This window comes from Vibrio barjaei (assembly GCF_001639065.2).
GTDB classification, from domain to species: Bacteria; Pseudomonadota; Gammaproteobacteria; order Enterobacterales; family Vibrionaceae; genus Vibrio; species Vibrio barjaei.
Window position 1 is genome coordinate 118,140 of the sequence record NZ_LQXO02000028.1, and the last position, 23,649, is coordinate 141,788.

The 23,649-nt window shown below is 45.5% G+C and carries 25 protein-coding genes; 18 read left to right on the forward strand and 7 right to left on the reverse strand.

The genetic code is table 11. The features are described from left to right. Positions 1-5: 5 nt before the first annotated feature. Positions 6-2,633, reverse strand: a complete 2,628-nt coding sequence (locus AWH66_RS13800) for a hybrid sensor histidine kinase/response regulator (RefSeq protein WP_167360958.1) — start codon at positions 2,631-2,633, stop codon at positions 6-8. A 215-nt stretch (positions 2,634-2,848) separates the two neighbouring features. Here AWH66_RS13800 and AWH66_RS13805 point away from each other — a divergent pair, with 215 nt between their 5' ends. Continuing rightward, complete coding sequence (locus AWH66_RS13805) at positions 2,849-3,337, forward strand: hypothetical protein (protein ID WP_063602889.1); 489 nt, start codon at positions 2,849-2,851, stop codon at positions 3,335-3,337. 3 nt (positions 3,338-3,340) lie between these two features. Then, a complete protein-coding gene (locus tag AWH66_RS13810; protein WP_063602890.1) occupies positions 3,341-4,426 on the forward strand; it encodes a porin in 1,086 nt (361 codons plus the stop codon). 80 nt (positions 4,427-4,506) lie between these two features. On the opposite strand, the gene AWH66_RS13815 is transcribed toward AWH66_RS13810, so the two are convergent. Next, complete coding sequence (locus AWH66_RS13815) at positions 4,507-5,430, reverse strand: polyprenyl-phosphate transporter (RefSeq protein WP_063602891.1); 924 nt, start codon at positions 5,428-5,430, stop codon at positions 4,507-4,509. A 368-nt stretch (positions 5,431-5,798) separates the two neighbouring features. On the opposite strand from AWH66_RS13815, the gene phnF reads away from it, so the two are divergent. The 13 genes from phnF to AWH66_RS13880 all read left to right on the forward strand — a co-directional run bounded on the left by phnF (position 5,799) and on the right by AWH66_RS13880 (position 16,875). Then, entirely contained in the window at positions 5,799-6,494 is a 696-nt protein-coding gene (gene phnF, locus AWH66_RS13820; RefSeq protein ID WP_063602892.1) for a phosphonate metabolism transcriptional regulator PhnF, read from the forward strand. Further along, positions 6,495-6,941, forward strand: coding sequence for a phosphonate C-P lyase system protein PhnG (phnG, locus tag AWH66_RS13825; RefSeq protein ID WP_063602893.1), 447 nt, complete (start codon positions 6,495-6,497; stop codon positions 6,939-6,941). Between the two features lie 56 nt (positions 6,942-6,997). Further along, positions 6,998-7,639 (forward strand): phosphonate C-P lyase system protein PhnH, encoded by a 642-nt coding sequence (phnH, locus tag AWH66_RS13830; RefSeq protein ID WP_063602894.1) that lies wholly within the window; start codon positions 6,998-7,000, stop codon positions 7,637-7,639. Further along, on the forward strand, positions 7,630-8,736 hold the full coding sequence (locus AWH66_RS13835; protein WP_063602895.1) for a carbon-phosphorus lyase complex subunit: 1,107 nt from the start codon (positions 7,630-7,632) through the stop codon (positions 8,734-8,736). Before phnH ends, AWH66_RS13835 begins: the two co-directional genes overlap by 10 nt. After that, complete coding sequence (locus AWH66_RS13840; RefSeq protein WP_063602896.1) at positions 8,733-9,632, forward strand: alpha-D-ribose 1-methylphosphonate 5-phosphate C-P-lyase PhnJ; 900 nt, start codon at positions 8,733-8,735, stop codon at positions 9,630-9,632. The genes AWH66_RS13835 and AWH66_RS13840 overlap by 4 nt, the downstream gene beginning before the upstream one ends. After that, a complete protein-coding gene (gene phnK / locus AWH66_RS13845; protein ID WP_063602897.1) occupies positions 9,629-10,471 on the forward strand; it encodes a phosphonate C-P lyase system protein PhnK in 843 nt (280 codons plus the stop codon). Before AWH66_RS13840 ends, phnK begins: the two co-directional genes overlap by 4 nt. A 24-nt stretch (positions 10,472-10,495) precedes the next feature. Beyond that, positions 10,496-11,251 carry a phosphonate C-P lyase system protein PhnL gene (phnL, locus tag AWH66_RS13850; RefSeq protein ID WP_063602898.1) on the forward strand — a complete coding sequence of 252 codons (756 nt, stop codon included), beginning with the start codon at positions 10,496-10,498 and terminating at the stop codon, positions 11,249-11,251. 14 nt (positions 11,252-11,265) lie between these two features. Then, the gene (gene phnM / locus AWH66_RS13855; protein ID WP_063602899.1) at positions 11,266-12,399 is read left to right on the forward strand and encodes an alpha-D-ribose 1-methylphosphonate 5-triphosphate diphosphatase; all 1,134 of its coding nucleotides are present in this window, start codon (positions 11,266-11,268) and stop codon (positions 12,397-12,399) included. Between the two features lie 3 nt (positions 12,400-12,402). Next, the gene (gene phnN / locus AWH66_RS13860) at positions 12,403-13,044 is read left to right on the forward strand and encodes a ribose 1,5-bisphosphokinase (RefSeq protein WP_063602900.1); all 642 of its coding nucleotides are present in this window, start codon (positions 12,403-12,405) and stop codon (positions 13,042-13,044) included. Continuing rightward, positions 13,041-13,808 carry a phosphonate metabolism protein PhnP gene (gene phnP / locus AWH66_RS13865; RefSeq protein ID WP_063602901.1) on the forward strand — a complete coding sequence of 256 codons (768 nt, stop codon included), beginning with the start codon at positions 13,041-13,043 and terminating at the stop codon, positions 13,806-13,808. Before phnN ends, phnP begins: the two co-directional genes overlap by 4 nt. Continuing rightward, complete coding sequence (locus tag AWH66_RS13870) at positions 13,805-14,449, forward strand: DapH/DapD/GlmU-related protein (RefSeq protein ID WP_063602902.1); 645 nt, start codon at positions 13,805-13,807, stop codon at positions 14,447-14,449. The genes phnP and AWH66_RS13870 overlap by 4 nt, the downstream gene beginning before the upstream one ends. Before the next feature lie 306 nt (positions 14,450-14,755). Continuing rightward, a complete protein-coding gene (locus tag AWH66_RS13875; protein ID WP_063602903.1) occupies positions 14,756-15,523 on the forward strand; it encodes a hypothetical protein in 768 nt (255 codons plus the stop codon). 80 nt (positions 15,524-15,603) lie between these two features. Beyond that, complete coding sequence (locus AWH66_RS13880; protein ID WP_063602904.1) at positions 15,604-16,875, forward strand: DUF1254 domain-containing protein; 1,272 nt, start codon at positions 15,604-15,606, stop codon at positions 16,873-16,875. 84 nt (positions 16,876-16,959) lie between these two features. Here the strand turns inward: AWH66_RS13880 and AWH66_RS13885 are convergent, their stop codons facing one another. The 5 genes from AWH66_RS13885 to AWH66_RS13905 form a co-directional block, all read right to left on the reverse strand. Further along, positions 16,960-17,898: a LysR family transcriptional regulator gene (locus tag AWH66_RS13885; RefSeq protein WP_063602905.1), complete on the reverse strand. Its 939-nt coding sequence runs from the start codon at positions 17,896-17,898 to the stop codon at positions 16,960-16,962. A 116-nt stretch (positions 17,899-18,014) separates the two neighbouring features. After that, positions 18,015-18,578, reverse strand: coding sequence for an HdeD family acid-resistance protein (locus AWH66_RS13890; protein ID WP_006069768.1), 564 nt, complete (start codon positions 18,576-18,578; stop codon positions 18,015-18,017). A gap of 63 nt (positions 18,579-18,641) precedes the next feature. Then, positions 18,642-19,259: a protein-methionine-sulfoxide reductase heme-binding subunit MsrQ gene (gene msrQ / locus AWH66_RS13895; protein WP_063602906.1), complete on the reverse strand. Its 618-nt coding sequence runs from the start codon at positions 19,257-19,259 to the stop codon at positions 18,642-18,644. Then, complete coding sequence (msrP, locus tag AWH66_RS13900; RefSeq protein WP_063602907.1) at positions 19,256-20,260, reverse strand: protein-methionine-sulfoxide reductase catalytic subunit MsrP; 1,005 nt, start codon at positions 20,258-20,260, stop codon at positions 19,256-19,258. The genes msrQ and msrP overlap by 4 nt, the downstream gene beginning before the upstream one ends. Positions 20,261-20,419: 159 nt before the next feature. Further along, entirely contained in the window at positions 20,420-20,920 is a 501-nt protein-coding gene (locus AWH66_RS13905) for a GlcG/HbpS family heme-binding protein (protein ID WP_063602908.1), read from the reverse strand. A gap of 170 nt (positions 20,921-21,090) precedes the next feature. Between AWH66_RS13905 and AWH66_RS13910 the strand changes: the two genes are divergently transcribed. From AWH66_RS13910 to AWH66_RS13920, 3 genes are all read left to right on the forward strand, one after another. Then, the gene (locus AWH66_RS13910; protein WP_063602909.1) at positions 21,091-21,771 is read left to right on the forward strand and encodes a response regulator; all 681 of its coding nucleotides are present in this window, start codon (positions 21,091-21,093) and stop codon (positions 21,769-21,771) included. Next, entirely contained in the window at positions 21,749-23,131 is a 1,383-nt protein-coding gene (locus tag AWH66_RS13915) for a sensor histidine kinase (RefSeq protein WP_063602910.1), read from the forward strand. The genes AWH66_RS13910 and AWH66_RS13915 overlap by 23 nt, the downstream gene beginning before the upstream one ends. Positions 23,132-23,405: 274 nt before the next feature. After that, positions 23,406-23,649 (forward strand): redoxin domain-containing protein (locus AWH66_RS13920; protein ID WP_143081478.1); only part of this gene is annotated, 244 nt, incomplete at its 3' end.

Genomic DNA, 23,649 nt, shown 5'->3' on the forward strand with positions numbered 1-23,649 from the left:
GACGATTAGTCAGCGTTGTCACGGATGGTTTTGATTTTTTCTAACAAGACGGTTTTATTAAAGGGCTTTGACACGTAATCGTCCATTCCGCTCTCGGTACAACGACGGATATCATCATCAAGCACACTAGCAGTAAGAGCAATAATTGGGGTTCGCGCTTTATTGTATTGTTCTTCGTAAAGCCTAAATTCTTGGGAAGCGGTGAAGCCATCTTTCACTGGCATCATGCAGTCCATCAATATGACATGGTAATAGTTGGCATCATCACACAGAAAGTTCAGTGCTTCTTGTCCGTTATTCGCTATATCAACCTCGTAGCCAGATTTCTTCAGTAATAGCGATGCGACCTTTTGATTCACTAGGTTGTCTTCAACAAGCAATATAGATTGGCTATCTGGGTTGCTTACGATATTAAGCAGTGACTTTGCAGAAGTTGTTGAGTTTGACTCAGCAGAATCGTTTCCTGCAATCTCCAGCTCTTGTTCAGCGGATTGTTGACGGGTTTGGTGTTGATTCGGTGCATGTTTTAAGGTGTCAATTAAACGAGCCCCGAGCAGAGGGAAGGTGACCAAACCAGATATAAGTTTTGGGTATAGGCTGGAAGATGCATTTTGCGGCAGCACTAGAACAATTGGGCTGTCGGGGGACTGTTTGGCAAGAGCAGTTAAATCAGATCTGGTATTACGCTCTTCGTCAGCACAATAAATAATGATGGAGTTGTGGTTTGCTTTCACCTCGTTGTGGGAGGTGGACATGGACTGTGTCTCCAATCCAAATTGAGAAAGCTCTTGGCTAACCTGAGTTGCGTAAGGCTGTTCATTACTGATGATAATAAAACAGTAGTCATCTAGCTCATGGATAGGTTGAGGTTTGGCTTGATTTACACTGGACTCAATGGTGAAAAAGAATCGGCTGCCTTTGCCTTTTTCTGAGTCGATTTCAATGTCACCTCCCATGAGTTCAACCAATTGAGACGAGATTGCTAGCCCTAAACCTGTGCCACCATATTGTCGGGTGATGGAGCTGTCTTCTTGGGTAAATGGCTTAAAAATAGTGTCCTGCTTATCTTCGTCAATGCCTATTCCCGTATCGATAATGGCAAAGTAGATAATGCAGCGTTGACCGTCAATGTCGCTTACTTTGATTTCCATTCTTACATGACCTTGGTTGGTGAACTTCACTGCATTAGACATTAAATTCATCAAGATCTGGCGTAAGCGGTGATCATCAATGATCAGCATATGTGGCATGTTGGGTGAGAAACTGATCTGCAGTTGGAGATCTTTTTCCTTCGCTTTTGACATTACGATCGCGATCGTGTCGTAAGCGATCTCGCGTAAGTTTGAACTGTGTAAAGAAATCAATAGGTTGCCAGACTCGATCTTAGAAATGTCTAGGATGTCATTGATTAAGATAAGTAGAGTCTGTGACGAGGTGTCGATGGTGTTGAGGTAATCGCGCTGAATGGGATCGAGATTGGATTCTGAGAGAATACCTGACATGCCGATGATGCCGTTTAGGGGCGTTCTGATTTCATGAGACATATTAGCAAGGAAAGAGCTTTTCGCCACGTTAGCTCGTTCTGCTTCTTCCTTAGCCGCTAATATTCGGTGTTCATTTTCTCGTCGTTCTTGGATGAGCTTATTCATCTTTCGGCCAAAATGGCTAAATTCATCCTGGCCTTCTGTGGATGCCAAGATGTCAGTCTCATTTTTGTTATCTATCTTTTCAAACGTGTCGAGCGTGTTATTTAAGAAAAAGATGATTCTGCGAGTGATGTTAATACTTAAAATGAAAAGCGCGGCCATGATAGATATCGTAAGGCCAACTGTGAGCCAAAGACGTTGTTCCAAGTTCTTAATGCTAAGCGCCATCTCATTGGTTAACTGTTCGTTAATTTGGTCAGCAGCTTTTTGAATCAATTTAAGTCGTTCATCTAAAGCCGCGACGCCAGAGGTAATCTCTTGGTCGCTAAGAGCATGTTGGCTTTCGTCTAATACACGATCACGAAACAGGATACTTTCGACAAACGAGTCATCAGAGAAGGTCTGTAGCAGTAAACTGACTTGAGAGGCATCGGCACTGATATTAAGAAATCGCTCAATCAAATATTGTTGGCGTTCGAACAAGGTGGTTAGTTGTTCGTGGGCAGAGTGGGATTCGTGGTGTTCTTCACCGTGGCCTTCCACAATATCAATGTGAATTAACCAGTTTTCCTCAGTCGCCCAAAGTCGAATCCACTCGAGAGTAAATAAAGCATTTAAATGTGACTCCAGTTTTATTGTTCCGGTATCGACTTTGGTGCTTTCTAGTTGAGCGATTAGTTGATTTATCAGATCATTAGTCCATGAGCTCCACTCTTCAAGCTCTTCCATATCGGTCAACAGCTGCAATTCATTTTGCGCTTCTCTCAACTCTTCTAATGTTGTATTCGCAGATGAGAGGACGTCACTAGAATAAATCTGAGTTAGAGTCGCTGCTATTTTATCCAAGCAATCGTTCAGTTCACTAAATATTTCATTTTCATTACCAGAGAAGGTGTTTTCTAGTTTTTTTATTCGTGATTTATGGAGCGATGTACTATATCCGGAAATAAAACCTAGAGTAGTTACTTCATTCGATAAAACAGACATTTGCTGTAGACTTCGCTGTGTTCTAAACGCTTCCCAAGCTGAAAATAATAAAATAACAGTCAAGGGTAAAATAGCTAATAGTATGATCCTGCTCTTTATTGACATCTTATTTAGCAAATTCATATCACTATTCCTTGATAATAATCTTGAACATCGTTTCTGGTGAACTAATCTGTTTGTTAGTTTAGGAAAGGATTTCGCCTGAGTGTAATAAAATGACTCAAAACTTACTGATAAACATAGGCATACGTGTGGGGCTATTTCGTGGCAGTGCCATCATCGCTTTGAGTTTGATGTTGGCTCTATCATCTGAAAGTAGAGCTTTCGCCGCTAATGAATATGCGGTATTCACCTTAAATGACAACTTTGATGAATTAAGTCGGAGTAAAGCTAGGATGCTTTATCGAGGTAAGACTAAATCGTTACAAGGGAAGCGGATAGAATTATCCGATTGGCCAGAAAGTTCATCCGAACGTTCAGAATTTTATCAATACTTGCTTGGAAAAGACGTCTCTCAAATGAACGCCTACTGGGCAAGTCTCTCGTTCTCCGGAAAGGCAAGACCTCCTAAAGAAATTGACGAGGCCAGTGTCAATACGCTGATTACTTGGTTAGCAGCAAAACCCAACCGAATTGGATACGCCCCATTAGATGCTCTACCGAGTGATGCTAAAGTACTCTACATCGTGAGTAAGGAGAAATAACAAATGACGAATAAAACTTCATTACTCGCACTTATTACAACGGCGATAAGTTTTCCTGCCGTATCTGCCATTGACATCACCGACAACTTTTCAATAAGTGGCTTCGGCTCAACCTCTTGGGCTAAGTCTGATAACGAAACACCACTACTTATCAATAGAGGCATCAGTGAAGAAAACTGCTTTGACTGTGATACGACCTTCGGTATTCAGTTGGATTACTTCTATGACGCGTTTAAAGCCTCGGTACAGGTGGTAAAACGTCCACAAGATAACTGGAGCGAACCCCAACTAGAGTGGGCGTATCTTAGCTATTCCATCGGTGAGTTTGAGGGGCGTGGTGGTCGACTTCGTCTACCAGTCTTCCTCGCATCTGAGTACTATTATGTTGGGCAAGCGTATACGACAGCTAGGCCCAACGAAGAAGTGTACAACAGCATTTTAGGTGTAACCGCATTTAACGGGCTAAGCGTTACGTGGAACCACAGTCTTACCGATGAACTACAATTGTCTCTTACACCATTTGTTGGTTTCAAAGACACTAATGAGGTGGAGTTCAACCCTAGTTTAACGTTAGAGTTTGAGACAAAGAATATGTGGGGGGTTAACGCCCAACTGATTGGCGATAACTTCCGAGTGAATTTTGCTTACCTCGATTCCAATTTTGACCAAACGATAAAGCAATCTCAGTTACCGCCTCCGCATAATGAGATTTTATTGGCCGACCAAAATATTAAGCTCTATTCATTAGGTGGAGAATATGATTTTGGGCAATTGAAGCTAACGGCTGAAGGTCAAAAAAACGATTTGACCTCTTCTTGGTACGGTAGCGCGGCTTATCGCATTCAAAAATTCACTCCCTATGTCGTTTATGGTCAAACGTATAGCGAAGGTGGCGATAATCGATATGACGGAAAAACGGGGGATAGTTGGACCTTAGGGCTACGTTACGACGTGTTATACAATGTTTCTCTAAATGCCGAATGGCAAACATTTAATAGCTTCGGTGGTCAATCAGGACCATTTGTAAGCAACCCTGGCTTAGACACTGATGCCAATATGTACACTGTCATGCTTAATTTTGTGTTCTAGTTCGTAGGTCCGCTTACCCAATATCAAAAAAGGGGCTCACAATAGTGAGCCCCTTTTTTCGTTTCAAGCGTAAGTAATCGTTATTTGTCGCTACTTTCTGCGATTTTCTCTAGTGCTAGCACTAAACCTACGGCGGCTAGCATCAGCACAATTGCGATAGCCAGTTGTGAAGGGTGGCCAGTCACTGACTCAAAGTTAAATGGTGATAGGTTCTCTTGAATAAGAGGCACTTGTTCACCCTTTGAGTTAATGCGCCATGAGATGGTCTCTTTCCATGGCCACAGTTTTGGTAATGTACCTAGCATTAGACCAGTCAGGAACACTAAGGCGAAATCACGGTAGCGTTTTAGTAACCATGACAGAACATGAGAGAATGACAAAAGACCAATCAAACAACCCATCGCAAACAACGCCATTACATCGATTTGTAGACCTTTCACAGCGCCCAATACCGGCGTGTACATACCTAGTAGTAATAGAATGAAGCTGCCCGAGATACCAGGAAGAATCATGGCACAAATAGCGATACAGCCAGCGAAAAAGATGTTGATGCTGGTAGGGTCCATTTGCAATGGTTTTAATACCGTGATGCTGTAGGCAAATACGGCACCAAGTAATAAGAACACGAAACGCGATAGTGTCTTTTGTTCGACTTGCTTAATCATGTGATACACGGAGACCATGATAAGGCCGAAGAAGAAGGACCACACTGGCACTGGGTGGGTTTCTAGTGCCCAAGAAATGAATTTCGCTAGTGATAAGATAGAAGTCAGGATGCCACCAAACAAAGCGATTAAGAAAAAGCCGTTGATATGGTCAAATGCTGCCTTGAATCCGTCACGTTTCCAGATCCCAAAAATACTTGGGTTAATACGACGGATACTTTCTAAAAGCGTGTCGTAAATACCTGTAATAAAGGCGATCGTACCTCCCGATACCCCAGGTACAACGTCGGCCGCACCCATCGCCATTCCTTTTAAGAATGTAGTCAGATAGTTCTTCATGATTTCTTCTAGGTTTAAAAAGTTGATGCAGAGTATATATGCATGCTTGTTTTGATGCACTATTCAATTAGCGCCACAAAGTTGCGACATCACGTATCAAGTTATTGTGAATTCGTGATGTATATATGTCTGTAACTTATGGACAAAAGTTCCCTTTTACTTCAATCAATTCAAAGCCTTTTGCATGTCTAGATAAGTTGTGCATGCCTTAGAAATGTTGCAATTCTGCAAACAAATCGACACGTAACTTTCATCTTTCCCATTCAAAGTACAGTTATCACAGAAAACACATGTGACATGAACAGTAAATGGATTGCTGTTCTTAAGTAGAGCACATGTCTAGATAACCCACTCGCTAAGGGATCACTATGCCAGTTTACTTAGACATTGCGTCGGTATTAGAACAAGAAGTTCGTGAACGTTACGTTCCGGGTGACTACCTGCCACCAGAAGGACAACTTGCTCAGCGCTTTGATGTGAATCGTCATACGCTTCGTCGAGCTATCGATGAGCTTGTTAACACTGGCATGGTTCAACGTCATCAAGGTAAAGGCAATATGGTGATAAGGCAGCCCAGTGAGTATCACGTGCATTCGGGCGCGCACTTTACTAAGAATCTGATTGAACAAGGGGCAAGGCCACGCTGCGAAGTGATCCAACATCGAGTGTTTGTCGCTCCTATGGATATCGCCGCCAATCTTGGCGTTGTAGAGGGCAGTAAGATCATCCATATCCGCACACTGCGAAAAACCGAGGAGTGTCCTCGTACCATCATTGATCACTACTTATCCAATATAGAGTGGTGGAGCATTTTGAAGAATTACCAAAGTGGTTCATTACACGAATTCATTAAACGTGGGCTTGATATAGAGCTTGAGCGCAAAGAGACCCGAGTGGGAGCGAAAACGCCAACGGGTGAAGAGTGCCGACTGCTGCAAATCACACAAAACACACCAATTTTAAGAGTCAAAACCAAGAACGTTATCAAGGGAACGGACATGGTGGCCGAGTTTTCGACCTCCAATAGCCGTTCCGACGCAACTGAAATAGTAATGGAGCATTAAATGACTGCTGTGAGCGAGAGAGCAAGTTGGATGTCAATGCTGGCACAAAGTCAGCAGAACGAGTTAGAGCAACTGTGGCACTCAACGAAGATTGAAGCGAGCTATCAGATGGTGCGTCAGCCCGAAGTCGGGTTAGCACAAGTCCGTGCTCGAATGGGGGGGAGCGGTCGTGAATTCAATATGGGTGATGCCACGATCACTCGAGCTGTCGTCAAACTGGATAGTGGAGAGATGGGGTATAGCTACTTACGCGGTCGCAATAAAGCGCAAGCAGAGCTAGCTGCTGTTATAGATGGCCTACTGCAGACCCAGTCACACCATGAACAGTTAATGCGCATGGTCATTGAGCCCTTAGCGGCGATGAAACAAGAACAGCAGCAACTCAGAGCAAAAGAAGTGGCGACCAGTAAGGTGGACTTTTTCACCATGGTGCGCGGTGAAGATTGATTCCAAGGTACATGAACAAGTTTGGTTTAACGAATTAACCAAGTAAGGCAAAGATAATGACCACAATTACTACTGCATTTAAAGATGCAGTTCATGACAGCCAGCAGTGCTTCAGATTGCTGCTTAAGGCGATGTCTGAACCGGGTGAGATCGTCACTCTAGATATGAGCAAAGGCTTTGGCGCGATGCATAAAGCGGCGACACAAACCTTGTTGAGCTTGAGCGACAATGCCACGCCGATATGGCTGTCAGAGTCACACTTAAAAGATGCTGCAATTCGCGAAAATATCCGCTTTCACAGTGGTAGTCCCGTCACCGAGCTACAAAACAGTGCCAGCTTTGCCGTGATTGCTGAGCAAGATTTGGCTGACTTTGATTGGAGTAATGCAACATTTAGCCTTGGCTGTGAAGAGTACCCAGATCAGTCTACGACGGTTATTGTCGAGCTAGGCAGCTTAGGCAATGGCTCTGTCGCGAATCAATCTAAAGGTGGCATCACGCTAACGCTATCAGGACCGGGTATCGAATCGCAATCTGTGTTGAACATTGGTGTGGTCTCTCAGGAGTTTCAGTACTTTTTACAAGCACGCCAAGAGCACTTTGCTTTTCCCCTTGGTATCGATTTGATCTTGGTCAGTGATGAGAGCGTTGCATGCCTACCACGTACCACACTTGTTGAGGTGAACTCATGTATGTAGCAGTAAAAGGTGGTGAGAAAGCCATTAACAACGCGCACCAGCTGCAGGCTAAAAAGCGTCGTGGTAATACTGAATTAGCGGAATTGACGGTGGCACAAATTAGCGAACAGCTCTCAGGAAGCGTTGATCGTGTGATGACTGAAGGTGGCATATATGACCGTGAGTTAGCCGCACTGGCTGTAAAGCAAGCGAACGGCGATTTAGTGGAAGCTATCTTTTTGCTGCGTGCTTATCGCACCACGTTGCCACGTCTTTCGGTTTCACAAGCTGTGAACACCAGTAAAATGCGTATTGAGCGCCGTATCTCTGCTACCTATAAAGATCTGCCTGGTGGTCAAGTATTGGGCCCAACGTATGACTATACCCACCGTCTGTTGGACTTTAGTTTGATTGCTGAAGGTGAAGCACCGCGAGTGGACACCTCAGATGTTCAAGCGATGGAAGCGTGCCCTCAAGTGATGAGTATTCTTGAAAATCTCGACTTGATGACGACCGAAGAAGACAACCAACAAACTCCAGAAGATATCACCATGCATCCGGTGAACTATCCGTGTGATCGCAGCGCGCGACTGCAAAACTTGGTTCGCGGCGATGAAGGATTTTTGCTGGCACTCGGTTATTCGACGCAACGTGGTTATGGTCGAAACCACCCATTTGCAGGTGAAATTCGCATCGGTTTCTGCGATTTAAGTTTGGTGCCAGAGGAGCTTGGCTTTGCTATTGATATCGGCGAGGTTGAACTGACCGAGTGCCAAATGGTGAATGGTTTTGTGGGTAGCAAAACAGAAAAAGCCAAACTGACCCGCGGCTATGGTTTGACGTTTGGTTCGACCGAGCGCAAAGCAATGTCGATGGCGCTGGTGGATCGCTCACTGCAAGCGGCAGATTACGACGAAGCCATTGATGGTCCAGCTCAGGACGAAGAATTTGTGTTATCGCATTCAGATAATGTTGAAGCTGCAGGCTTTGTCTCACACTTGAAACTTCCTCACTACGTGGATTTCCAAGCAGAGCTAGAGCTGCTTCGTAAGATGCACAAAGAGCATGATGAATTCATTCAGTCGCAAGGCCAACAAACCCAGGAGAGCCAGTCATGAGCCAAGTACAAACCCATACTCAGGCGCAAGGTGTGACCGGCTACAACTATGGTTACCTTGATGAACAAACCAAACGTATGATTCGTCGCGCTCTACTCAAGGCGGTTGCGATCCCGGGCTATCAAGTACCATTTGGTGGCCGTGAAATGCCAATGCCATACGGCTGGGGAACCGGCGGTGTTCAGATTACCGCTGCGATAATTGGTCAAACTGACACGCTAAAAGTGATTGACCAAGGTGCTGACGATACAACGAATGCGGTTTCCATTCGAGAGTTTTTCAAGTCGGTGGCGAGCGCTAAAACCACCGAGAAAACCGTAGACGCCTCAATCATTCAAACGCGTCACCGTATTCCAGAAATCACCCTCGATAAAGACCAGATCTTGGTGTACCAAGTGCCGATTCCAGAGCCACTGCGTTTTATTGAACCGCGAGAGACTGAAACGCGAAAAATGCACGCGCTGGAAGAGTACGGAATCATGCACGTCAAACTGTACGAAGACATCGCACGATTTGGTCATATTGCTACCTCTTACGCGTATCCGGTTTGTGTCAATGATCGCTACATCATGGACCCTTCTCCGATCCCTAAGTTTGATAACCCGAAAATGGACAATATGGCGGCGCTTCAGTTGTTCGGTGCGGGTCGTGAAAAACGAATCTATGCTATTCCGCCATTCACTAAAGTGAAGAGCTTAGACTTTGAAGATCATCCATTTGAAATCCAACAGTGGGATGAGCCGTGTGCCATTTGTGGCGCAACGGACACCTTCCTTGACGAGGTCGTTATGGATGACAAAGGCAATCATATGTTCGTTTGTTCAGACACTGATTACTGTTCACAGCAAGTAGAACAACACACCATCCATGCTAAGGAAATGGAGAGTCACGCATGAGCACGCTAGCGGCAGAAAAGCCGACATTTGATGCCAACACTTATGATGTAAGTGAGCAGCCACTATTGTCAGTTCGTAACCTCACAAAGCTTTACGCACCAGGAAAAGGCTTTACTAATGTCTCGTTTGATTTGTACCCCGGCGAAGTGCTAGGCATCGTGGGAGAGTCAGGCTCAGGCAAAAGTACCTTACTAAAATCACTGTCGGGTCGCCAAACGCCAGACAGCGGTGAGGTGCTTTACATTCGTGGCCGCGGAGAAGATCAGGTGACTCAACTCGAAGACCTCTATTTGATGGCAGAAAGTCAACGTCGTCAATTATTGCGCACAGAATGGGGCGTTGTGCATCAGAACCCAATGGATGGACTTCGTGGTCGTGTGTCTGCGGGCGGTAATATTGGTGAGCGTTTAATGGCTGTAGGCGAGCGTCACTATGGTGATATTCGTACGGCATCAACCAAGTGGCTCACTGATGTAGAAATTCCTCAAGACCGAATTGATGACATGCCAACCACCTTCTCTGGTGGTATGCAGCAGCGCTTGCAGATTGCTCGCAACCTAGTGACTCACCCGAAACTGATTTTCATGGATGAGCCGACAGGTGGATTGGATGTCTCGGTGCAGGCAAAACTCCTCGACCTATTGCGCCGCCTTGTCACAGAACTGGAACTGGCTGTGGTTATCGTCACTCATGACCTAGCAGTGGCGCGTTTACTGGCTCATCGACTGATGGTGATGCGTCGCAGTGAAGTGGTAGAAACTGGGCTGACGGACCAGGTGCTTGATGACCCACAGCACCCTTACACCCAATTACTAGTTTCGTCCGTGTTGCAGAACTGATGGCTGAATAAAGGAATTACTATCATGACAACTGAAACAAAAATCATCGTTTCCAATGTAAGCAAAACCTTTGTTCTGCATAACCAAAATGGCATTACTTTGGATGTACTCGATAACGCCAACTTTAGCGTCGCGAGTGGCGAGTGTGTGGTGCTTAATGGCCGTTCAGGCTCAGGGAAATCAACCTTGCTACGAGCGCTTTACGCCAACTACCTTGTGGATACTGGCAATATCGAAGTAGAGCATCAAGGACGCTGGGTCAATATTGCTAAGGCGCAGCCGCGTGAGATCATCAATGTTCGTAAGTATACCATCGGCTGGGTCAGTCAATTCTTGCGTGTCATTCCTCGTATTAGCGCATTGGAAGTGGTGATGCAGCCGATGTTGGAAATGGGAGGCTGCCGCGATCAAGCTGAGCAAAAAGCGAAAACACTGCTGACTCGTCTGAATGTACCAGAGCACCTTTGGAATCTAGCACCAGCCACGTTTTCCGGTGGTGAGCAGCAACGCGTGAATATCGCTCGAGGCTTTATCGTTGATTACCCAATTCTATTGTTGGATGAACCTACGGCGTCGTTAGATGCCACCAACAGTGCGGTTGTGGTGAATCTGATTCAAGAAGCGAAAGATCGCGGCGCCGCCATTGTGGGAATTTTCCACGATGAAGCGACTCGAGATCAGGTGGCTGACCGTTTGTATGACGTGAAGAAACAAAATGAAGCCACTCGACAGGCCGAGCAGGGCAGTGCTCTGGCAACCTCCATCTCAGCATGCGCATAACGGGAGAAAGCAGCATGATTATCACCAATGTAAATTTGGTTCTTGAGAACGAAGTAGTAAAAGGCTCATTAGAGCTCCGTGACGGCAAAATCGTTAGCATGTCAGATTCACAAAGTCAGGTGGCAGGCGCTTATGACGGAGAAGGTGACTTTCTCATGCCGGGCTTTATTGAACTGCATACCGACAACCTAGAGCAGTACTTTACTCCGAGACCAAAAGTGGATTGGCCGCCTTTCTCTGCAATGAGTGCGCATGATACTCAATTGATTGGCTCAGGCATTACCACGGTACTGGATGCAGTGGCGCTGGGTGATTTTCGAGATGAGAAACGTCAAACTAACTTGGATCTGTTCATCAATACGGTAGTGGATAGTCAAAAACGTAACCTGACTCGTGCAGAGCACCTATTGCACCTTCGCTGCGAAGTGCCACACGAAAGCACAGTCGGTATGTTTGAGAAGTATGTGGATTTACCGGAAGTTCAGTTGGTTTCGCTGATGGACCATGCGCCGGGTCAGCGACAGTTTGTGGATGTAGAAAAGTATCGCACTTACTATCAAGGCAAGCACAACCTAACGGACAGTGAGATGGCGGTGTTTGAGAAGAAGCAAGTTGAGCTCTCTGAGCGCTGGTCGACACAAAACCGTAATGAAATTTGTCGTCAGTGCCGAGAGCACAACATCCCAATGGCGAGCCACGATGATGCGACAAAGGCGCATGTTCAAGAGTCAAAAGACTTAGGAATGGTAATTGCAGAGTTCCCTACGACAGTGGAAGCGGCGAAACGCTCTCATGAGCTTGGACTGAAAGTGTTGATGGGCGCACCCAATGTGGTTCGCGGAGGGTCTCATTCAGGTAATGTCGCCGCGCACGAACTGGCCTCTCACGGTGTACTAGACATTTTATCGTCAGACTATTACCCAATGAGTCTGCTAGAAGGTATCTACAAGTTATCGTGGGATGAGCGTAACGCCCTAACATTGCCCCAAGCGGTTCAACTGGTCACCAAGAACCCAGCGCAAGCACTGAGCCTTGATGATCGCGGTGTTATTGCAGAAGGGAAGCGTGCCGACCTCGTACTAGCGAAGCAAGTGGATGGGCATCCGTTGGTCGCTCGTGTATGGCGACAAGGCAAAAAGGTGTTTTAGCCGATGACCAATAACACACTATTAGAAGCATCCTCGGATGCTTCTTTTTCATCTACGGCGGATTACGCCAACGCCTCAACAAAGCGCAAAGGCAAACTCTACTATGTGGTAGGCCCTTCAGGTGCGGGCAAAGATACCCTGATTGATGCCATTCGCGCCGATCATCCTGAAGATATTATTGTTGCTCACCGCTATATCACGCGTCCTTTTGGTGCCGGTGGTGAAAACCATGTTGCCGTTAGTGAGCAAGAGTATTTATCAAGGCAACAAAAAGGGCTATTTGCCATGAGCTGGCAGGCCCATGGGTTGTGCTACGGTGTGGGGTTAGAAGTGAAAGTGTGGCTAGATAAAGGCTTTTCGGTTTTGCTGAATGGCTCGCGTGCGGAATTGGCTCAAGCGCAGCAGTGCTTTGGCTCAGATCTGGTTCCTATTGTGGTTAATGTAGAGCTGGATGTATTGCGGGCTCGATTGCAAAACCGAGGACGTGAATCTCGCGAAGAGATTGAACGCAGGTTACAACGCGCCACCGAATTTACCTTATCGAAACAAGAGGGTTTTTACCCAATTGATAACAGCGGTGACGTGCAGTCGAGCGCAAAGCAGTTCCGCCACATTCGTTTTCAACTTGAAGGGAAGTCGCGATGAAGCTTGTCATGTTGGGTACGGGAAACAGTGCCATGGTGCCTGTTTGGGGCTGCGACTGCGAAATATGTCTTGAAGCAAGGCTGGATAGAGCAATGCGACGTGAAAAGAGCTCGGCTTATGTTGAGCACAATGGTCGTAAGCTACTGTTAGATGCCAATGCCCCCGATCTTCTTGAGCGCTTTCCACCCGGGTCGTTCGATAAGATTCTGTTAACACATTTTCATATGGACCATGTGCACAGTTTGTTTGATCTTCGTTGGGGTAAGGGAGCGCGTATTCCAGTACATTCACCTGAGGACGAACAAGGGTGTGATGATTTGTACAAGTACCCCGGCGTGTTGGATTTCTCGCTGCGTTCACAGCCGTTTCAATCCTTCATATGGCAAGACATCACCATAACGCCACTTCCCCTCAACCACTCTAGACCTTGTGTAGGCTATGCCTTTGAGCTGAATGGCCGTTGCATTGCTTATTTGACCGATACCAATGGGCTGCCAGAAGCGACGACGCAGTGGCTTAAACAGCGCTCTGTGGACTGGATTGTGACCGATTGCAGCTTTCCTCCTGTCGAGTGCGAGCATACAAGACTTAGCAATAACCATAACGATATCTACCAAGTGCAGTACATCGCTGAGCAATGCCAGCCTGAGCGTATTGGCCTAATGCATTTAGGTCACAATGTTTTGCTTTGGGCCAAACAACACCCGCAGTGCTTTTCTGACAGCTTTCAGCTTCTTCATGACGGACAGGAGATCCAACTATGAGTCAGCCTCTATCGCCAACCCTTTCTGCCGAGCCGAGTGTTTCAACGTGTAGCCAATTACATCGCACCGAACTGGGTCGCTGGACTGAGATTGCGCAGCGATGCGTGTTAAATAACGTCACCGTTGGTGATTACAGTTATATTCAAAATGATTGCAATTTGATGTTTACCGAAGTGGGAAAGTTCACTTCCATCGCCGCAGCTGTGCGCATCAATCCAAGCAATCATCCATGGTGGAGACCAACGTTGCACCACTTCACTTATCGCCCCGGTAAATACGGTTTGGGAGATAACCCATCGGTATTGGATGACGAAGTGTTCAGTTGGCGTGAAGAAGACAAAGTAGTGATAGGTCATGATGTTTGGATTGGTCATGGTGCGATCATTTTGCCAGGTGTCAAAGTAGGTAACGGCTCTATTATTGGTGCGGGGAGCGTAGTGACAAAAGAGGTTCCTGCTTACTCCATTGTGGTCGGTAATCCGGCGCGAGTCCTTCGTCCCCGTTTTGATGATGACAGCTTCGGACCTCGATTAGAGGCACTAGCATGGTGGAACTGGAGTGACGAGCAAATTGCGATGGCGCTGCCGCTGTTTCAAAAGGATACTCGAGAATTTTTAGCTTACTTTGAAAATATGCAGTAACCCACTTTCTTCCTACCTGATTATCTGTAGATGCTCGAATAAGCGCGATATCATCCGTGTCGCTGTACGTTGTTCGTCGCATCTGCATATCCATTCTACGGTTAATTCTTAGATATTACTTTGGGTAATATTTAAAGCTCAATGAGTCATTTCAGACGCTGGTTCACTCTGTTTTATTATTTATTTTGTCAGGTGAAGATATGGTTTGCCTGAGTCTATCGAACTTAATCGCTTGAAAATAATGAGTTATTAAGTTCCACAATTTGTTTTTGCTAAGGAGGGCTTTTGAAATAAATAAGAGTAATTATGAATTTACAAACAGCAAAAAGTCCGCTGAGTTGGATGATTTTAACAGCATTGGTCTCTTTAACGTCAGCTTCAGTAACGGCAGATGAATATCAGGATATGTCTGACCCACTAGCAGTGTATTCTCAAGCGGGTATGGGCGTGACCAATAAAGGTATCAACTTTAAGTTTGGTCAGGCTTACGACACCAATAATGACTCAACTATGGCGATGCATGTACTAGAAGCAAAAGGGTTTGCTGCAGACAGTTTGGGGTTAAAGGGGGATGATAGTTTCGACTCACTACGATATCGACATTTTAACGTCGACATCAATAGTGGACTGGGCTCTCAAGTTGATCTTAGCTGGGACTTTGACAACAAAGTAGGCTCAGCTTCCTATTCCTTGATTCAAGCGTTACCAAAAATGGGCGCTGTACAGTTTTATCCACTTGCGGGAGTTGGCATTAATGTGGCGGATGTTCATTCGTCCTTGATTCTACCGAGCCCTGATTATGACGGTTCCATTGGTTACACCATCCCCTCGAGTTTTGCCCTAGTGGGTTTCTACTCAAAAATCGAAATTACCGATGATCTCTGGCTGAACTACAACCCGATGTACACCACTCAACTTGGTGGAGTGGAGTCTTTCAGTAACTTTTATGGTTGGCAGCATGAAATAGCGGCGAGCTATCAGCTGAACAACCGAAGTAACCTGCGAGCATTCTGGAACTTTGGTGAAGTGCTACAAGGCACGGATTTTAGAGTGGAATACAACTACCAATTCTAGCTCTGGCTTTCTTACAACTCACCAAGACGACAATCCAATGAATTGCTAAGGCAATCACAAACGGTTTTATAGGTATGACGATGAAAAAAACAACACTCTCTTTATTAGTGGCATCTTTGTCTTTCGGCTCTCTGGTCAGCGCCGCAGATACCACCCCTACGGATGCAGAACTCACGGGTCAACGTGTCTACCACCATATGGAAAATATGGTGGCGTTTATGCAGCAAAATGGAGTGAATACTTTTGAGTTCCCAGGGTTGGCGGACCATACATGGGATGTGATTACCCCTGCTCTGGACCATATTTATGGCAAAGCGATGCTGGATGTGACAGCAGGTCCCGTGGAGTTGATTGTCCCCCCTCGTGAATCAGAGCGTTACGCGTCTCTGCACTTAGTGGATGCGGAGCACTTCTCGGTTTATCACGAAGTGACACCAGAAGTTGGAGGTACTTATCTAATCGTACGAGAAGGCGCTGACTATACGATTCCTCAAGGCGATTATATCGATACGATTGCGGTGAAAGACGACCTTATTTTCTCTTTCATTCGTGTCCAGACATTTGAGTATCGTGATAGTGGTGTTGCCGATGCTTGGCGTAAACAGATTGAGGTTAACAACCTTGCACCGAAGTCTGAGATTGCGTTGCCAGATCGCAACAATATTCATGCTGTAATTAAGTTTGCCGATGAGATTTCAGATGGTTGGGCACAAACGCACACTAATATGCAAACCATTATTGCCGATGACAGCTTTGATAAACAAAGACTTAATGAGGTTCGCAATTACGTACACGAATTAGGGACATCTGGTTTGGTGGTGAATAACTTATCCGGTTTTGAGCACCCAGGACATGCTGATGACCTTGCTGATGAGCGACGTCGTTCGCTGTTGACTCATTTAGGTCACTTAGGATTCCCTGCTGAGCACGCTTATTATGAGCTAATTCCAATGACGCCTGAAGGTAAGCAGTTGAATGGTTCAGAAGATTTTGTGTTGACCATGCCTCATGACCAAGCGGTGGGTAAGTTCTGGTCGGTGACGCGTTATTCTGATGAGACGCGCTTACCGCTGGACCCAGCGACGATAGGTGGGTCTGATCGTCAAGTATGGGCTGGTGGCAATACTACGCCAGACGATGAAGGAAATGTCACCATTACTTTCTCAAGCGACAACCCTGAAAATGGGACTTATTGGATGCCAGTGGTCGATGGAGAGGACTATTACTTTGTAGTCCGCTATTACCTACCTCAAGAGGGTCTAGCAGGTAATACTGCGCAAAGTATTATCTACAAGGGAACCGAGCTAGAAAGTTTGATGGTTCCTAAAGCGACGTTTAACTATGGTAATTAATTAAGCGTACAACCACGCTGATACTTTACGCCCCACTGTAGATGAGCCAGTTACGGAAACTAGTTTGCAGTGGGGTTTGTGGTATTAATGCTCTTGCTCAGTCTTTTCCTGTTGTTCAAATACGGTGCGAACTTCGCTATATAACCATTTCACCAGTGGAGCATTGGAGAGTTTGCTTGGAATCAAGGCACCAATATCACTGCCTAGTTGGTGTTCTTTATGAGCTGAGAAGAACTGAGTCCCTTGCGGTAAATCAGCATCAAAAATGTCGACACAAGGCAAGATCGAATCGGTTTGAGCAACGACATGTAGGCAGATACTGAGTTGGTCCGCTCTAAGCCCGACTTGCGGCGTAATTCCGACTTCTCGCAGTTTGGTTTCAATTAAGTTCTCTTTCTTATTGAAGTCAGGAAGCTGAAGCAATGCGAGTGGGTATTGTCCAATATCTTGTGTGGTTCTTTGTGTTTCAAGGACTGGATGCCCGTCTCGACAAATTAGTTTGAAAAAGCAATGAGTCAGTTTTTTCTGTATCACCTGTTTGGAGATATCTAGCGGTAAGTAATTGATGCCAATATGAAGGCGTGCAAGCTTAAGATCGTGCTCGGTATCTTGCCCCCAGTTGATGATTTTGAGCGTAGCGTTAGGCAGCAAAGGACGGAGGTGGTGATACAGGCGTCGTGATACTGGTCTGTATAGAGTGGTATTAATGGCGATGCTAATGTCACCTGTATACAACGCTGGATTGAATTGTTGATTTCTAGAGAATAGATCTTCCAATAGCTCGAACAGAGCAGGCAGCTTTTCCAGCAGCTCCAAACAATAGGGTGTGGGTTCTAATCCATACTGCTTGCGGATAAACAGCTCATCGGCAAACTCTTCCCTGAGCTTTTTAAGCTGCTTGCTGACCGCAGGCTGTGATAAAAACATGCGGTCGGCAGCGCGTTTGGTGTTGCGTTCTTCACCAAGGACTTTTAGCAGCTTTAGTGTATTAAAGTCTAGCCTTCTTAATAGGTTATCATCCATCTGGGCTGGTATCCCGCGTCATATGTATTCACTCAATACTACAATGTCAAAAGTAACTCGACCAGCTTAACCTAGACGATGTAAAAGCTATTCCGCTCGCTATCTAGTTTCCAGTTTTAGTTGCTTAGCTGTTTTAACTTCATACCTAAAAACACAAAACTGACTCCTTCAATTAGCAAAGAAATGCCAATGAAAGTACCCAGCAATGAAGTGGAGAAAGCGGGGTCTTCAAGTAACGTGAAGAAGTAACCACCTATTATGACGGACAGAAGTCCGCTAAAAATGATGAGGCCACTACTTGGAAGACTGCGATTGGCGAGCCCGAAGAAGATTCGTGTCAGTCCGTTTAATATCATCACTAACACCATCAACATAGTAATAGTGACCAGCCCTGCAAGCGGCTTAAACAGAATGAATAAACCGCCGATTATGTAGAGTACCGCGCTTAAGACATACCACAGCTTTTGTCCCCACGCATTTATCGAAAAGGTGTGATAAGCCTGCACAAGCCCACTAAACAAGAGTACGGCACCGATAATGGTTGAGATGGTGACACCAGCAAATACAGGTAACGCCATCGCTCCAATACCCGCGAGGGAAACGACGATGCCTACAGTAACAAAATACTTCCATCCTTTTGAAAGGAACTGAGCTTGTGGGGATTGGTTTGAATCTACCATTGAGCGCCTCTTAGATTAATGCCTTGGTTGCATATTCAGCTTAGTCTAAGAATCATCAATCGCTCAACTGGATAGCATTTTTCGAAACACTCGTTGTTTCAATGTCTTCCAACGGGCGAGAAGTAGACCTATAGCGATTACGATGTAGATAGTAGGTTCAGCCACTTCTGACTTTACCGACCAGTAAAAGTGAATCGGTGCCAAGATGGCAGCTAAATAGACCCAGTTATGCAGTTTTTGCCATCTTGCGCCCATTTTACGTTGGATTGCTAGGGTGGACGTGACTGCAAGAAGCAGCAAAATCACCCACACTGCCGCACCGACGGTAAGGTATGGACGTTTAACAATCTCAGAGGCCAATAAGCTCCAATCCAACCTTAAGTCCAGCGTCGCGAAGGCAACCAAATGGAGCGCCGCCCAAAAGAAGCTGTACAGTCCCAATAGCCGTCGTACGCGAAGAAGCAAACCTTGTTTAGTCCATCTTGCCAAAGGAGAAACCAGCAGAGTGATAAACAAGGTATTCAGCGCGCTAATACCGGTGTAATGGATGATGCCTTGTACCGGATCGCCACCTAGGTTGTCGGTATTAATAGCAATGACAAGCAGCGCCAAAAATGCCAATGATACAGCGTGAATGACGACTTTTAGCGCGATGACCGCTTTAGGCGTTAGCTTTCTCAATAGAACTTCCTCAGATCCATATTTTTGTATAGATGCGCCACTTCTTCTTCATAGCCGTTGAACATGAGGGTTGGCTGTCTGCGAGTACTGAGGACACTGCCTTCCCCAATGAAACGCTCACTGGCTTGGCTCCAACGAGGGTGGTCGACATTAGGATTCACATTGGCGTAAAAGCCATATTCATTAGGAGCCAGACGATTCCACGTCGTTGGTGGCTCTTGGTCGGTGAGGCGAATACGAACAATCGATTTGATGCTCTTGAATCCATACTTCCATGGCACAACCAGTCGCAGTGGGGCGCCATTTTGTGGGGCGAGTGTTTTGCCGTATAAACCAACCGAAATTAGAGTGAGAGGATTCATCGCCTCATCGAGACGAAGTCCTTCGACATAAGGATATTCAATGCTGCTAAATGAGCCTTGAGCAGGGAACTGTTTTGGGTCATAGAGGGTTTCAAAAGCAACATATTTAGCGCTGCTTTTTGGGTCGGCCATTTTAATGATGTCCGCAAGTGGGAAACCAATCCAGGGAATGTTCATTGACCATGCTTCCACACAGCGAAGGCGATAGATGCGTTCTTCTAACGTGAATTTACTAAAGATGTCGTCATAGTCGAGTTTCATTGGGTTGTTGACCAGCCCGTCGATTTTCACAGTCCATGGGTCTGTCACAAATTCAGACGAGTTCTTTGCAGGGTCGGATTTATCAGTGCCAAACTCATAGAAGTTATTGTACTTCAGAACCTTACTTTCTGGCGTTAACGAAAGGTCGGCTTGGTATTGTTGTGGTTTAGTGGCTCTGAGATCAATTCGACTGTCAGTAATGGGTTTCTCATCGGAAGAAAAGATATCCAGTATGCCCGCTTGGGCATTGGCCGCAATAGGCATGCCGACGACAGCAATACCGAGCTTCTTTAGTATGTCTCGACGCTCTTTGTAGATAGACTCCGGCGTTGCTTCGTTTTCAGACAGAGCCCAGCGATGATTCTTTTTGATCCACATAATCTTCCCCGAATGTGATTCACGTTTTAGTAAACAGCAAATTGGTGATACGTTGAATAGAGCAGACCGTAGCAAAGTCGATTCTATTTCATAAAAACGAAAAAACACGCATTCCTAGCCAAATGCGTGTTTTGATATTTGTGTTGTAAGTGATTCTTTTTAGAAGAACTTCTTAATTGCGTTTTCAGCACAAACTACATCAAGATGACCACCAGGAGCGCCACCAACACCGATCGCACCGATTATCACATTATCAAGTTGAACCGGAATTCCACCAGCTAAGAACAACAGGTTGTCATCCATATTTTGTAGTGGTTGCATGATCGGTTTATCCGCAATGAGCTTCATCAAGTTGCCTGAAGGTTGCTTCATGCTGGCGACCGTGAAGGCTTTCTTACGTGAACTATCTAGCGTGTGGATACCTGCGCCATCCGAACGAAGCTGTGCAATTACGTTACCAGAAAGGTCAACTACCGTCGCCGACACTTTATAGCCATCGGCTTCGCATTGGTTTACGGCTTCTTGAGCAAGCGCAAACGCTGATTTCGATGAGATTTGATTGACCGATATGGTTTGCGCTTTGTCTGCAGCAGCTGCATTGAAAGAAAGTGAAAAAAAGCCGAGGGTTGCTGCTAGTGTGGTGAGTTTCGTTGTTTTCATGTTTACTCCGTTAAGACATTGTTTTATTCAACGCCACCATAGTAATGGAGCGTCCATTACTGGGGAGTTTCTTAAACATTACAAAAGTGTAATGTTGGTTATATTTATGAAAGGTTCTTGTTAGAGTAAGCCGACCAAAGCGAGTGAATGCATAATATAGTGGATGATTAATGAAGATACTTTTGATTGAAGATGATGCGTATATAGCTCGCTTTCTTGTGAATGGCTTTCATCAAGAGGGATGCTCTATCACACATACAGTAAATGGGGTTGATGGACTCCATGCCGCATTATCCGAATCGTATGATGTCATCGTTTTAGACCTAATGTTGCCGTTAAAAGATGGATTTCAGGTGCTTGCTCAGTTGAGAGGTGAAGGGCACGCGACCCCTGTACTTATACTGAGTGCGAAACACTCGGTTGAAGAACGGGTACAGGGACTCCAAAGCGGTGCAGATGATTACTTAGTGAAACCATTCGCATTTCCGGAGTTATTTGCCCGTTGTCAGTCTCTATCTAGGCGAGGCAAGCACAGCCTAATTCAACCTCTTGAACTTACATACCAAGATCTTTTTCTAGATTTGCTCAAGCACTCACTCAAGCGCGGAGATACCACTATCCAATTAAATCAGCGTGAGTTTATCTTGATAAAGTTAATGCTAGAGAGACCAGAAACTGTGATTTCTAAAACCGCGATTCTGGAGCAAGTATGGGGACACCAGTTTGACCCGCAAACCAACGTTGTCGATGTATTGGTTTGCCGTTTGAGAAGTAAAGTAGATAAGGGCTTTGAACGTCCATTGATTCACACTTTGCGAGGGGTGGGTTATGTCCTCAAGTCACAATATTGAGAGAGCGCTCAGCAAAGCACAAAATACGTTATTGCTACGGTTTATGTTTCTGATGCTATTGTGTTTATTGCTCGTTGAACTGGCGATTGGCGCCCTCTTCTTCTTTGATCTTTATCGAGCCGAAAAAAAAATACTGACCTCCATGGCTTCTGAATATCAGCGGATACTGACCTACGACTCTGCCGAGCAGTTGACACATGTTCTCAAAGCAAACCCTCATCGTTTGATTGACAATAATATTGCGGCTTACGCGGTGGACAAGCATGGGGGGGGCAAACCAAAATATGTGGCCGGTGATTGGTACCTCCCTCTCAATATCGATCTTGAGGCACATACAACAGCAGGCAAGTCATGGATTAACAGCTTTATTCTTAGTCCTTACATTTCAATTAAAATTAAGGGAGATGTACAAGACTTTTGGTTAGTACTTGATAACGAACAACGTTATTTCATTGCTACTCAAAAGTGGCTAATGACGTTCTATGCCTTGGTAGTCATTGTGATCATCACGGCGTTATTTACAAGGAGAATAATTCGCAGTGCGATGACGCCACTTGTCACTCTGGGTGATTTACTAGACAAAGTTAAGCGTGGAAAACTCGACCTCACCGAGACGCCAGCAGAATCTCCAGAAGGACTTAGTGTGATTAGCAGTAGCGTGCAAGAGGCGATTACACGCCTTCAACACACGACGACAACATTGAATACGACGGTCGATGCGATTGCACATGATGTTCGAACGCCGCTATCCCGCATTACGCTGTCTTCCCAAGCCGCGCTGCTTGATGGTAGTAACCCGAAAATGATGCAAGATGCGCTCTCTGATTGTGCAGAATATGCGACACAGGCCAGTAATATGTTGACCGCATTGATGAAGCTAAATGATGAACTCATGGGTAAAAGAACTCAGCAAAATGTGAATACCGATGTCGGGCAAGTGATAGAGACAGTGCGCAGTTGGTATGAAGATATTGCAGACGATAAGAACATACGATTGGCTGTTCATTGTCCTAAAGGAATAGTGATTCAATCTGATCCTGACAAGCTCACGCAGATTTTGGTGAATTTGGTCGATAATGCCATTAAGTATACGCCGGAGGAGGGAAGCGTCTCCATAGAAGCTTCTACTCAAAATAGTGGACGAGTAGCCATCAACGTTACGGACACCGGTGTTGGTATTGAACGACAGTTTCAAGACCTGATTTTTGAGCGCTTATATCGAGTCGACAGTAGTCGCAGCAATATCGAAGGGTATGGTCTTGGTTTATCGTTGGCGCTTGCTATGGTGGAGAACTTAGAAGGCACACTAGAGGTCAAATCTGCGCTAGGAAGCGGCAGTACTTTCATAGTTTCATTATGATGAGGTTGGCTAAAGTACGCGGCTTTTTCTTTATCGACACTACACTGGGGATGTTCAATAGACAGGACACCTCGTTGTACACATTCTCGCAAAGAAAGGCCATTGTGATTGTAGCTCTTATTCCCTGACCATAAAAAATCTTTAATAGGAATTATCAATTGAATAGATAGGAACAGTCGAATTTTCAAAAGTACTCTCTCGTTGCAATATACACATATCGGCGCAGCAAAGCGCATTACCTTTTAAAAAAGAATAACTTGAGAGAGCAAAAATCATGATCAACACGACTATCAAGCCATTTTCGGCAACTGCATTCAAACAAGGCGACTTCGTAGAAATCACAGAGCAAGACGTGAAAGGTAAGTGGGCTGTATTCTTCTTCTACCCAGCAGATTTCACATTCGTTTGTCCTACTGAGCTTGGTGACCTAGCTGACCATTACGCGGAGCTTCAAGAGCGCGGCGTAGAAGTTTACTCAGTATCAACAGACACACACTTCACTCACAAAGCATGGCACG